At 26.1% G+C, this 13,719-nt stretch carries 11 protein-coding genes; 3 read left to right on the top strand and 8 right to left on the bottom strand.

The window, feature by feature from the left end:
* Positions 1-38 precede the first annotated feature (38 nt).
* The gene (locus M915_RS01585; protein WP_009222718.1) at positions 39-332 is read right to left on the bottom strand and encodes a LysM peptidoglycan-binding domain-containing protein; all 294 of its coding nucleotides are present in this window, start codon (positions 330-332) and stop codon (positions 39-41) included.
* A gap of 158 nt (positions 333-490) precedes the next feature.
* On the opposite strand from M915_RS01585, the gene lexA reads away from it, so the two are divergent.
* Entirely contained in the window at positions 491-1,108 is a 618-nt protein-coding gene (gene lexA / locus M915_RS01580) for a transcriptional repressor LexA (protein WP_036728746.1), read from the top strand.
* A gap of 33 nt (positions 1,109-1,141) precedes the next feature.
* Here the strand turns inward: lexA and M915_RS01575 are convergent, their stop codons facing one another.
* The 6 genes from M915_RS01575 to M915_RS01550 all read right to left on the bottom strand — a co-directional run bounded on the left by M915_RS01575 (position 1,142) and on the right by M915_RS01550 (position 10,254).
* Positions 1,142-2,428: a methionine gamma-lyase family protein gene (locus M915_RS01575; RefSeq protein WP_009222237.1), complete on the bottom strand. Its 1,287-nt coding sequence runs from the start codon at positions 2,426-2,428 to the stop codon at positions 1,142-1,144.
* Positions 2,415-3,332 carry a tRNA (adenosine(37)-N6)-dimethylallyltransferase MiaA gene (gene miaA, locus M915_RS01570; RefSeq protein WP_036728743.1) on the bottom strand — a complete coding sequence of 306 codons (918 nt, stop codon included), beginning with the start codon at positions 3,330-3,332 and terminating at the stop codon, positions 2,415-2,417. The genes M915_RS01575 and miaA overlap by 14 nt, the downstream gene beginning before the upstream one ends.
* A gap of 4 nt (positions 3,333-3,336) precedes the next feature.
* Positions 3,337-5,196 carry a DNA mismatch repair endonuclease MutL gene (gene mutL, locus M915_RS01565; RefSeq protein WP_036728741.1) on the bottom strand — a complete coding sequence of 620 codons (1,860 nt, stop codon included), beginning with the start codon at positions 5,194-5,196 and terminating at the stop codon, positions 3,337-3,339.
* On the bottom strand, positions 5,193-7,829 hold the full coding sequence (mutS, locus tag M915_RS01560; RefSeq protein WP_321163011.1) for a DNA mismatch repair protein MutS: 2,637 nt from the start codon (positions 7,827-7,829) through the stop codon (positions 5,193-5,195). The genes mutL and mutS overlap by 4 nt, the downstream gene beginning before the upstream one ends.
* Positions 7,822-9,222 (bottom strand): tRNA (N6-isopentenyl adenosine(37)-C2)-methylthiotransferase MiaB, encoded by a 1,401-nt coding sequence (gene miaB / locus M915_RS01555; RefSeq protein WP_036729730.1) that lies wholly within the window; start codon positions 9,220-9,222, stop codon positions 7,822-7,824. Before miaB ends, mutS begins: the two co-directional genes overlap by 8 nt.
* Positions 9,223-9,303: 81 nt before the next feature.
* Positions 9,304-10,254 carry a LysR family transcriptional regulator gene (locus tag M915_RS01550; RefSeq protein WP_235043747.1) on the bottom strand — a complete coding sequence of 317 codons (951 nt, stop codon included), beginning with the start codon at positions 10,252-10,254 and terminating at the stop codon, positions 9,304-9,306.
* Between the two features lie 104 nt (positions 10,255-10,358).
* Here M915_RS01550 and M915_RS01545 point away from each other — a divergent pair, with 104 nt between their 5' ends.
* Positions 10,359-11,765, top strand: a complete 1,407-nt coding sequence (locus M915_RS01545) for an aspartate ammonia-lyase (protein ID WP_009222243.1) — start codon at positions 10,359-10,361, stop codon at positions 11,763-11,765.
* A gap of 7 nt (positions 11,766-11,772) precedes the next feature.
* Positions 11,773-13,137: a class II fumarate hydratase gene (fumC, locus tag M915_RS01540; RefSeq protein ID WP_009222244.1), complete on the top strand. Its 1,365-nt coding sequence runs from the start codon at positions 11,773-11,775 to the stop codon at positions 13,135-13,137.
* A 25-nt stretch (positions 13,138-13,162) separates the two neighbouring features.
* Here the strand turns inward: fumC and M915_RS01535 are convergent, their stop codons facing one another.
* Positions 13,163-13,681, bottom strand: coding sequence for a tryptophan transporter (locus tag M915_RS01535; protein ID WP_036728735.1), 519 nt, complete (start codon positions 13,679-13,681; stop codon positions 13,163-13,165).
* Positions 13,682-13,719: the final 38 nt, after the last annotated feature.

Below are 13,719 nucleotides of genomic sequence, written 5' to 3'. Positions count from 1 at the left end.
GCGTGCTACTGTCAAAGTATTTCTGACATCTAATAATGTTAATTAAGTACATCAGGAATTAAAATTATGTCTCCTGGTTTTAGCTGATTATCTATATTATTAAGTTTAATAATTTTATCAATATAATCTCTTTTTTCATAGTTATATTGATAATTATCAACTATGTTCCACAAATTATCATTTTCAGATACAATATAATATACATTTTTACAATTATTTTGACATAAATATGAAGTTAAATTAACAGTTTTTACAGCTGTTGTAAATATAAACATTAATGCTAACAAAAATAAACATCTAATTTTATTAATAATAATTTTTTTATTTTTCATAAATATCCCCTTTAAATATTTAAATATATGTTCAGAATATATGTTCTATTTATATTTTAACCGAACATACATTCATTGTCAATATAAATTAAACATTTGTTTGAAATATTTGTTCTTTTTTGATATAATTAAATCAAATAAATTTAGGAGGTTTTTTAATGTACGAAGATTTAAGCCAACGCGAAAAAGATATACTTTTTTTCATAAAAAGATTTTTAGAATCTAAAGGATATCCTCCTACTGTTAGAGAAATAGGAATTAAATTAAATATTAAAAGTACTTCTACTGTTCATACAAGTATAGAAAGATTAGAAAATAAAGGTTATTTAAAAAAAGATCCTACAAAACCAAGGGCTATTGAAATAATAGATAATAATGATGATGTGTTAATGATTAAAAAAAAGACTGTCGACATACCAATAGTAGGTTCTGTAACTGCAGGAATGCCAATTTTAGCATACGATAATATAGAAGATACTTGTCCCCTCCCTATTGAATTTGTTCGAGATAAAAATCTTTTTATCTTAAAAGTTAAAGGTGAAAGTATGATAAATGTAGGAATATTTGATGGTGATTATGTTATAATAGAAAAATCTGAATACGCTAAAAATGGAGATAAAGTTCTTGCTTTAATCGGTGACGAATCTACAATTAAAACTTTTTATAAAGAAAAAGATTTTTACAAATTACAACCAGAAAATGATTTTATGGAACCTATTTACGTAAAAGAATTAAAAATATTAGGTAAAATAATTGGATTATATAGAAAAATGTGACCTTAAGGTCACATTTTTCTATATTCTATATATCTAAATATCTAAAAACCCATTACTTTTAAAATTTGATAAAACTTTTAAAAGTGCAAATTTTGCATGATAATATGTCAATCCTCCCTGATAATATACAAAATAAGGTTCTCTCATAGGTCCATCAGCAGATAATTCTATTGATGAGCCCTCTATAAAATCACCTGCTGCCATTATTACTTTATCTTCATATCCAGGCATATCCCATGGTTCCGGTAAAAAATGTGAATCAACAGGAGATGCTTCTTGTATTGCCCTACAAAATTGTTTAAGTTTTTCAGGATTTTTTAATTCTATCGAAAGTATTATATCAGATCTAATATCATCTGTTTTTGGAATACAATTATATCCTAATTTTTCAAATACACAAGAAAATAGTTGAGCAGAGTTTATAGCATCTTCAACAACCTTCGGAGAAATAAATAATCCTTGTAATATTTGTCTTGTCATCCCAAAACTAAGTCCACATTCTTTACCTATTCCGGGAGCTGTTAATCTATTAGATATTCTATTTATTAAATTGTGTTTACCTACTATATATCCTCCGGAATATGCAAGTCCACCACCCGGATTCTTAATTAATGATCCCGCCATTAAATCCGCTCCAAAATCAGTAGGCTCATTAATATCTGTAAATTCTCCATAACAATTATCTACAAAAATTATTATATCTTTATTAATTTCTTTTATTAATTCAATTGATTTTTTGATTTCATCCATAGTTAAAGCTCTTCTATTGCTATATCCTGTAGATCTTTGTATACAAACTAATTTTGTATTAGGACGGATCTCATCTTTTAACCCATCTATGTCAACTAAATTATCCTTTAATGGAATTTCAGAATATTTTATACCCATTTCAAGCATATTTCCATATTCTGTTCCGTTAACTCCAATAACTTTTAATAAAGTATCATATGGTGTTCCTGATGCATATATAAAATGATCATTTGGCTTTAAAATTCCGAATAATGCAAGAGATATAGCATGAGTTCCACTAACTATATTAGGTCTAACTAAAGCATCTTCGGTATTAAATATATCTTTATAAATACTTTCTACTTTTTCACGACCTATATCACCGTAACCATATCCTGTCGTCCAATTAAAATCAGTAGCCTGTAGTTTATTTTTTTGCATACTGTTAAGTATTTTTACTTGATTATATTGGCTTATTTTTTTTCTATCATTAAATTTTTCTATAAGTAAATTTTCACATTCATCTACAAAATTAATTATAGACTTATCTATATTATAATTATCCAATAATAAACTTTTATATTTTTCCAAATTTTTCTCCTATTGTATTCATAATTTTTTCTTCTAAATCTTTATCATCTTTATCGAACCAAATTATTCTACTATCTCTTTTAAACCATGTAATTTGTCTTTTTGCATAATGTCTTGAATTTTTCTTAATTAAATCTATAGCTTCATCCAATGTTAATTCCAATTTTAAATATGATATTATTTCTTTATATCCTATTGCTTTAAAGCTATTTAATTCGCAGTTTTTATATTTATTTAATAAAAACTTTACTTCCTGAACTAAACCTTGTTCAATCATTAAATCTACTCTGTTATTTATTTTTTCATATAATTTTTCTCTTTTCATATTAATTCCTAAAAAAAGTAAATTATAATTATTATTTTCTTTTCTTAAATTTTCATATTCTCCATCACTCGAAAATTCTAAAATTTCTAATGCTCTAATTATCCTATTTCTGTTATTTTTATCTATTTTATTTGCAATATTGATATTTTTTTCTTTTAGTTTTTCATACAAATACAATACACCATTTTTATTAATTAGAGATTCCAAATAGTTTCTATACTCTTCATTTTTTTTTACTCTTTGGAAACTCAAATCATAAACTAAAGAATTTATATATAATCCTGTACCCCCCACAATAAATGGAAGTTTCCCATTTTTATTTATTTCACTTATTAAGCTGACAGACTGTTTTTTAAAATCCGCAACACTAAAATCATCACATGGATATACCACATCAATCATATAATGTGGTATATCCGTTTCGTTTATATTTATTTTAGCTGTTCCAATATCCATTTCTTTATAAATTTGCATTGAATCTGCAGATATTATTTCGCAATTATATTTTCGAGATATACTTAAAGAAAGTTCAGTCTTCCCTATTCCAGTAGGTCCTGTTAATATTAAAAGATTGTCCAACTAATCACTCCCTTAAGAATAATTTTTCTATTTCTAAACTTTTTAGTTCAATAATTGTAGGACGTCCATGAGGACATGTGTAGGGATTTTTACATTCTAATAGAGATTTTATCAATGCTTGAACTTCCATATCAGATAATTCATCTCCTGCTTTAACAGCAGCTTTACAAGCTTTTTTCATAATTTTATATGAATCAACTTCATAACTAGATTGTTTTATCTTATCTAAAGAATCTATCGTATCATGAATAAAATCATATCTTACTCCATGTCCAAAAATCATTGGAACTTGTCTAATTACTATTGAATTTTCTCCAAATTCTTCAATTTCAAATCCCAATGATTTAAATAATTCATAATTATTTTCCAATTTTTCTTTTTCTTCTACACTAAGCTCTATTATTTCAGGAGTAATCAAAATTTGGCTTAATACTTCGGAATTTTCAAACTGTTCCTTAAATTTCTCATATAATATTCTTTCATGTGCAGCATGTTGATCTATTAAATAGCACCTTCCTCTAGAATAATTTTCCAAAATTATAAATGTTTTAAAAAGTATCCCAACTAATCTTGTATTTAATAAATCACAATCTATTTTACTACTATCTTCATTATTATTCGTATTTGAATTCTCTAATGAGCTATTGATATTTTTAAAATCTTCATTATTTTCACATGTATTGTTTGTATTGTTATAAATATATTTCTGCTCTTCAAAAAAAGCATTCGTTTTACTTTCAAATTCTTCTATAGAATTATTATAAATAAAATTTTCTGTTTTATTTTCAGTATTTTGTTCAAAATCAACTTCTTTAAACATTTCAAAAATATTTATATTTCTTTCTTTTGGTTCTTCTTTGATTGGATTTATAATACTTCTATTAGGATATAAAGTTTCATCAACTAAGTCAGATAAAATTGCAAGTATATTATTTTCTTTCGACAATTTAACTTCATGTTTCTTAGGATGTACATTTACATCAACAAGTATAGGATCAATGTCTATATATAATAAAAATACAGGATATCTATTTAACGGTATCAATGAATAATAATGTTTTTCTATTTCTTTAGATATATCTAAATTTTTAACATATCTACCATTTATATAAATGTACTGATGATACCTATTAGATCGATATAATTTATTATTGGATATAAAACTTTTTATTTTATAAGAATTAGAACTAAAGTTCACCTCTATCAAATTTGATGCTACTTCTCTTCCAAGTATAGAAAATATATGATTCTTCAAATTATCAGTTGCTGATGAATTTAAAATAACTTTATTATCTCTTATTAATTTTATTGATATATCAGGATTCCCTAATGCTATTTTTTGTACAACTTCATAAATATAATTAAATTCTGTATTATCTAATTTTAAATATTTCTTTCTTACAGGCATATTATAAAATACATCTTTTACATAAAAAGTTGTTCCGACAGGTAGTCCAATACTGTTCATTTTTACTATTTTACCATCTTCAATTTCTGCTCTTGTTCCGGATAAATCATCTTTAGTTTTTGTTAAAACTTCTATTTTACTTATATGCGATATGCTAGCTAATGCTTCACCTCTAAATCCAAGTGATACTATATTATGCAAATCTTCAGCAGTTTTTAATTTTGATGTAGAATGACGTAAAAATGCTAAGTTTAGATCATCTTTATCCATTCCTATTCCATCATCCGTTATTCTTATATAACTTCCTATATTTCCTCTAACTTCAACAATTATATTTTTTGCTTTAGCGTCTATTGAATTTTCTAATAACTCTTTGACTATAGATGCCGGATTTTCTATTATTTCACCGGCAGCTATTTTAGCTATAGTGGCTTCATCTAAAAGTATAATGCTCATATTATATCATTTACCTCATTTATAATATCATTTAATAAATTAAGTGCTTCTATTGGTGATAATGAATTAATATTAAGTGTGCTTAATTTTTTTAGAAATTCATCTTTCTTCATATCAAAAATAGTTTTTTGACTAACCTTTATTTTATCTTTCTTTGCAATATTATTTTTTATATTCATATCTTCATTGTTTTGAATAAATTCAAGAATTTCATTTGATCTTTGAATTATAAAATCATTTATTCCTGCAAGTTTTGCAACATCAATCCCGTAAGAATTATTGCTGAACCCTTCAACTATTTTCCTTAAAAATACAATTGAATCATTTTGCTTTTCAACTGATATCGTAAGATTATTTATATTATTATATTTATTACTTAAATTTACCAATTCATGATAATGCGTAGCAAATAATGTCTTTGCATGAATATTTGTCACCAAATATTCTACTAGAGCCCAGGCTATAGAAAGTCCATCATAAGTACTTGTACCTCTGCCGACTTCATCTAAAATTATTAAAGAATTTTTAGTTGCATTTTTAACTATATTCGCAACTTCTTTCATCTCTACCATGAAAGTACTGTCCCCTTTAGCTAAATTATCCGAAGCTCCAATCCTTGTAAAGATTTTATCAACTATCGATATATTAGCTGATTCACACGGCACATAAGAGCCCATATGAGCCATTATAACAATAATTGCCACCTGTCTCATATATGTAGATTTACCTGCCATATTTGGCCCTGTTATAATGTGAATTAAGTTATTATTTGCATCAAGCAATGTGTCATTTGGAACAAATAGTTCTTCTTGCAATTTTAATTCAACTATTGGATGCCTTCCATTTTTAATTTCAATAATACCATCTTTATTTATAGAAGGTCTTACATAATTATTATCAATTGCAACAGTACATAGAGATACCAATACATCTAATTTTGATATATTTTTTGCTACTTTTTGTATTTGTATTATATTATCAGCTAAAAATTCTTTTAAACTTTTATATATTTCCATTTGCAGTTTAAATGCTTCACCTTTTGAGCTTAATAATTTAGATTCCATTTCTTTAAGCTCTATAGAAAAGTATCTCTCAGAGCCAACTAAAGTTTGTTTTCTTATATAATCTTTAGGAACTTGATTTGAATAAGATTTTGTTACTTCTATAAAATACCCTAAAATTTTATTATATTTTATTTTTAAACCTTTTATAGATGTTCTTTTTCTCTCTTTATCTTCTAATGAAAGTATCCATTCTCTACCTTTTTCACTTGCGGCAAACAATTCATCCAACTCTGTAGAATATCCTGTTTTTATAAATCTATTCTCATCAATATTAACAGGAGGATCATCTATTATAATATCTGTTATTCTTTTTCTTATAGATGCTAATGAATCCAGAGATTCTGCAATTTTTATTAAAGTTAAATTATCGCTAGAAATTAAAATATTTTTTATATTTTTAATTGAATTTAATGATATTAAAAGAGATATAATTTCTTTTGGAGTTATAGTCCTGTTTGAAATTTTAACACTTAGTCTTTCTATATCATATATCTCTTTAAGTTGAAGCTTTAGATCATCTAATAACAATAAATCTCTTTTTAATTCATTTATTTTATCAAATCTATCATTAATAGCACATTCATTTAGAAGCGGCTCTTCTATCCACTTCTTTAATTCTCTTGAGCCCATTGATGTTTTTGTTTTATCTAAAATTTCAAGCAATGATTGTGATTTATTTCCGGTATTAATTCCCTTTACAAGTTCAAGGTTTCTTTTAGAACTCTCATCAAGAAGCAAATATTCATCACTATTATAATATATGATTGAATTAAGATGACTCAAACTATCTTTCTGAGTTTTTATCAAATATTTAATCAATATATAAATTGAGGAATAGTCGCTTATCTTGTTTGTTGTTTTTAATTTTTCTATATCATTAAAAATATTATTATTTATTAAACTGATTTCTTCATTCGTAAATTCTATATCATGAATAGACTCATAAAAATCTTCGATATAATTTATATATAAATTTGAAAATTTTAAAATAGAATTTAACTTCTTATTTTTTATTCTATTAATCAAAATTTCTGAAGGATTTATTCTATAACATTCATTTATAAAAAAATCTAATAATTCATTAAAATTAAAAAATGTTTTTGATGTTGTATATAATTCTCCTGTGCTATAATCTGTATAACTTAAATATATACTGTTATTATTTATTACAGTACATAACAAATAATTATTTTCATCTTTTTTCAAATAATTAAAGTCAGTAAAAGTACCAGGAGTTACTATTTTTGTAACTTCTCTCTTAACTATTGTCTTTGCAAGTTTTGGATCTTCCATTTGATCACAAATTGCAACTTTATAACCTTTATTTATTAGTTTTGAAATATAACTATCCGCAACATGATATGGAACTCCACACATTGGAGTGTTTTCCCCCGTACTACTTCTCTTAGTCAAAGTAATTTCAAGTTCTTTAGATGCTATTATTGCATCTTCAAAAAACATTTCATAAAAATCTCCAAGTCTAAAAAATAAAATTTCATCTTTATGCTTTTTTTTAATTTCTAAATATTGCTCCATCATAGGAGTTAATTTTTCTTCTTTTTTACTCAATTATTTCACCTGTTAAAGAAAATGTATTAGCATCTATTATTTTCACATTAACTATTTTACCTATTTTATTTTTATCTGCCCTAAAATTAACTAACTTAAATTCTTCTGTTCTACCACTTACATTTTCAGAGTTATTCTTACTTACATCTTCCACTAAAACTTTAACATTTCGTCCTATATACTTTTTATTTTTTTCAAACTGAATTGGATATAAGACATCTATAAGTTTTTGAAATCTATCATGTTTAATTTTATCCGGGATTTGCTCATTAGATTTTGCAGCAAAAGTTCCTTCTCGTTTAGAATATATAAATGTAAATGATGTATCATACTGAACTTTTTTTACTAAATCAATTGTCTCCATGAAATCCTCTTCAGTTTCTCCAGGAAATCCAACCATTAAATCGGTGCATAATGCTATATTAGGATTTACAGTTTTTATTTTATCAATTTTTTTCAAATAATCTTCTTTAGTATATTTTCTATTCATTAATTTTAATATCCTACTTGAACCTGATTGAACCGGTAAATGTAAAAAATTACAAAGTTTATCTAAATCTCTATAGGCATATATTAATTCATCCGATATATCTTTTGGATGTGAAGTCATAAATCTTATTCTATCAATCCCATCGATTTCATTTATTCTGTACAATAAATTTGCAAAGCTTATTGGTTTCTGTAAGTTTTTTCCATATGAATTTACATTTTGGCCTAATAATGTAACTTCTTTAGTCCCGTTTTTTGCCAATAACTCTATTTCTCTTATTATATCTCTTGGATCTCTACTTTGCTCTCTTCCTCTTGTATATGGAACTATACAAAAAGTACAAAAATTATTACATCCATACATTATGTTAACATAAGATTTATATGGATACAGCCTGTTAGCTCCCAAAGTATCATCAATACCGCTAAAATTTTCTTCTATATCCATTGATAATTTATTAGTCTCATAATTTTTTAAAAGAAGTTCCGGTAACTTCCAAATATTATTTGTTCCAAATATTATATCTACATTTTCAAACTTATCTATTACATAATTTCTAGACTCTTTTCTTTGCATCATACAACCACATACGGCTACCTTTAAGTTGTTTTTTTTCTTCTTTAAATGTTTTAAAACTCCTAATTGTCCATATACCTTATCTTCTGCAGAATGTCTTACTGAACATGTATTTAATACAACTAAATCACTATTAGCTAAATCTTGAATTATTTCATATCCCATTTTTTCTAAAATCCATTCAATTTTTTCTGAATCATGTTCATTCATTTGACAACCATGAGTTATTATTTTAGCCCTTTTATTATGTCCATAATTTTTCTCTACATTTTTTATATATTCATCAATATTTTCTTTACTATCTCTTATTAAATCATAATTATCCATCTTATTTTCCTTTCCTAATACTGTATAAATTATATCATACAAGTTCATTTTTATAAAATAAATAAGTAATTGCATATGCAATTACTTAAGATTTTTTGCTATTTTTAAAAACTCTTTAGTTGATTTTTTAATATACCTGTATTTCTTATAAAAAAAAGAAATATCTCTTTCAGAATCATTACTTTCTAATTTATATAAATAAATATTATCTTTTTTTCCAACATTTTTTAATATTAAGTCACTTATAAAAGAAACTCCCATACCAAAACAAGTTAAGTTAAAAGATGTCATTTGTTGATCTAACTCAAGTAATATATTCGGCTCAACTTTTTCTCTGCTACAAATTTTATCAGCTCTCATTCTTGTATCATTACCTTCTTTTAAAAAAATAAAAGGATCATCTTTAAATATTTTTAGTGGAAGAATAGGTATTTCATCACTCAAATATTTTCCTGAAATTATTTCATCGTATGATATTTTATAATCTTCCGCTTCTAAATTAGACTTAAATTTAGCCGGAACAGCGAGAATTATATTATCTTTTTCATAAAATTGCTTTTCATATATCGATTCATCAAATGCATAATTATCTATTACCACATCTAAATATCCATCATATAAATATTTTTCTAAATTTGCGGTATTGGTTTCAACAATATTAAGTTCAACCTTTGGATACTTTTTAGAAAATTCAGAAAGTATCGGAGGAAGCACATAAGATGTAAATAAATTTGTACCGCCTATTGAAATGTGTCCTGCCTTCAAATCTCCAATATCATTCAAGTAGTTATCAAAATTTTCCTCGATTTCAAGTATTTTCTTAGCTGCCAATATGTACTCTTCCCCAAATTCAGTTAAACCTATAGGCTTCGTAGATCTATCAAATATATCAAACCCAAGTTCAACTTCTATCTTTTTTACAGCTGCACTTAAAGATGGTTGAGATATAAACAAATTTTTAGCAGCTTTTGAAAAACTTTTTTCCTTATACACTTCATATACATATTCCATTCCTCTAAACAATATAGTCACCAACCTATAAAAACATATAACATTATCTATTTGATTATATATTATGCCAATTTTATAATTATATCAAGAATAATATTAAAATTTATTAATTTTGGAGGAATATAATGAATGAATATAGATTAGAACATGATTCTGTAGGTGAGAAAAAAATACCCTCAGAGGCATATTATGGAGTACATAGCTTAAGGGCATGCGAAAATTTTGCTATAACAGGACATAAATTGCATGATGAACTCATAAACTCAATATCTGAAATTAAAAAAGCTTGTGCTATAACAAATATGGAGGTTGGTATTTTAAGTAAAGATATTGGAAATGCAATAGTATCTGCATGTGATGAAATAATTTCAGGAAATTTTCATGATCAATTTATAGTAGATCCCATTCAAGGAGGAGCCGGAACTTCAACTAATATGAATGCAAATGAAGTTATAGCAAACATCGCTCTTGAAAAATTAAATTCTATAAAGGGAAATTATAAATTAATAAATCCTAATGATCATGTAAATATGGGACAATCTACTAATGATGTTTATCCTTCTTGCGGAAAGCTTACAACATTAAAATTAATATCAAAAACAATTGATAAACTTATACTATTAAATTCATATTTTGAGTTAAAATCGAAAGAATTTAAAGATGTAATTAAAATGGGCAGAACTCAACTTGAAGACGCTGTCCCCATAACATTAGGTCAAGAATTTAATGCGTATAGTACTGCAATTAAAAGAGATATTGAGCGATTAAAAAGAGTCTCTAATGAGCTTAGAATTTTAAATTTAGGAGGAACAGCAATAGGAACCGGACTTAATGCAGATGTCAACTATGTCAAAAATGTTGTTCCTAATCTCAATAAAATAACAAATTTAAATCTTGTACAGGCTGAAGATTTAATAGATGCTACTCAAAATCTTGATTGTTATGTATCGGTTTCAGGAGTAATCAAATCATGTGCAGTTAACTTATCTAAAATAAGTAATGATTTGAGGCTTATGAATTCTGGACCAAGAGCAGGTATAGGGGAAATAAATCTACCGGCAAGACAAAATGGTTCTTCTATAATGCCCGGAAAGATAAATCCTGTAATACCCGAAGTTGTAAATCAAGTGGCATTTAATATAATAGGAAATGATATGACAATAACAATGGCAGCTGAAGCCGGACAACTTGAACTTAATGCTTTTGAACCTGTAATATTCTTTAATCTTTTTGAATCACTTGAAACTTTATCTGGTGCAATAATAACTTTAGCAGAAAATTGTATTAAAGATATAACTGCAAATAAGGAAGAATGTAAACATTTAGTTGAACATTCTATAGGAATGATTACTGCAATAAATCCTTATGTAGGTTATGAAAAAGCTGCAGAAATTGCAAAAGAAGCATTAAAAACAGGACAATCTATTAAGGAACTCATCATCAGAGATAATTTGATTCCTATAGATGAAATAGATGATATTTTAAATCCCTTTAAAATGATAAAACCGGGAATTATTAGTAAAGATAGGTGATTATATTATGGAGTATAGAATAGAAAAAGATTCTATGGGAGAAATAAAAGTTCCTTCTAACGTATATTGGGCTGCACAAACTCAAAGAAGTTATGAAAATTTTTTAATAGGAACAGATATTGTCCCATTAGAAGTAATTCATAGTCTTGCAGAACTTAAAAAAGCTTGCGCAGAAGTAAACTTTTTAAATTCAAATTTATCAGAAAAAAAATATAATTTAATAACAAAGGTATGTAATGAAATTATAGATAATAAACTTAATAGTCACTTCCCTCTCATGGTTTTTCAAACAGGAAGCGGAACTCAATCAAATATGAATGTAAATGAAGTAATTGCTAACAGAGCTAATGAAATAGCAAAAGAAAAATTAATACACCCAAATGATGATGTAAATATGTCTCAAAGTTCAAATGATACTTTTCCAACTGCTATGCACATAAGTTCTACAATAGAAATAAATAAAAGACTTATTCCTGCAATAAATTCTTTAATTGATACCTTTAAGCACCTTGAAGAAAAATATTATGATATTATTAAAATAGGTCGAACTCATCTTCAAGATGCCACTCCAATAAAATTTTCACAAGAAATCAGTGGTTGGAGAGGAATGCTTGAAATAAACAAAAATATGATTTTAGAAGCATCAAATGGACTATTAAATTTGGCAATTGGTGGAACTGCTGTCGGAACAGGATTAAATGCTCCAAAAAATTTTGGAGAAAATGTTTCTGAAATTTTATCAAAAAATTTAGGATTTAAATTTAAATCAGATTTTAATAAATTTCATGCTTTATCTAGCAAAGATGAAATTGTGTATGCACATGGAGCCTTAAAAGCACTTGCTGCAAATCTTATGAAAATAGCTAATGATATTAGATGGTTAGCAAGCGGACCAAGATGTGGTCTTGGGGAAATAAATATACCCGCAAATGAACCGGGTTCTTCTATAATGCCTGGAAAAGTAAATCCCACACAAGCGGAAGCAATGACTATGGTCTGTGCTCAGGTTATGGGAAATGATATGACTATAGGCTTTGCAGCATCGCAGGGAAATTTTCAACTAAATGTATTTATGCCTGTAATAATATATAATTTTTTAAAATCAGTTAGACTCTTATCTGATACAATTAATTCTTTTAATAAAAATTGTGCTTCAGGAATTGAGCCTAATGTAGAAAAAATGAATTACAATTTATATCATTCACTTATGCTTGTAACAGCGCTAAGCCCTCAAATAGGGTATGATAATGCAGCAAAGGTAGCTAAATATGCCTATAATAAAAATTGTTCTTTAAAGGATGCCTGCAAAGAGCTGAACCTTATGAGTAGCGAAGACTTTGATAAATATATAAAACCTGAAAAAATGGTATAAAAAAATACGGTGATCCCGTATTTTTTTATACCATTAAATGTTTTTTATTAGTAAAATTCATAATATTATAAAATATAATTCCAAATACACCTGTAAATAACGACGTTGGAAATACAACCAAAATCATTAATAAAGATAAGGTAGCACCCTCAGGTAATCCTGAAATAATTAAAGCTGAATATAAAAATATAAAACCGCTAAAAATACTTCCTAAAAAACATATTATAAACATAATAATATTATTAATTTTATATTTTTTTAATGCTAAATTAAACATAACATAAACTAATAAACTTGAACCTAGTTTATCTAAAATTGACGGTATCTGCCCAAATGGAAATGTAGTAGTCATTGCTGCAATAATACCAGCAACAAATCCTATTGTAAAAACCGATCTTATCTCTAAATTAAATAATATAGAAATAAACATCATCAATAATAAAAAATCTGGTTTCATTCCATTTATTATCCCCGGAACTATCATATGCAATATACTTCCAAGTGCTAAAAGCACAGCTGCAATAGTTAAATTTTTTGTTTTCATATCTTCTTATTCCTTTCTTTTTTAGAAAAAGTTCCCTG

The sequence above is a fragment of the Peptoniphilus mikwangii genome (assembly GCF_000468535.1).
GTDB lineage: Bacteria > Bacillota > Clostridia > Tissierellales > Peptoniphilaceae > Anaerosphaera > Anaerosphaera mikwangii.
This window is presented reverse-complemented; position numbering and strand designations above follow the sequence as displayed.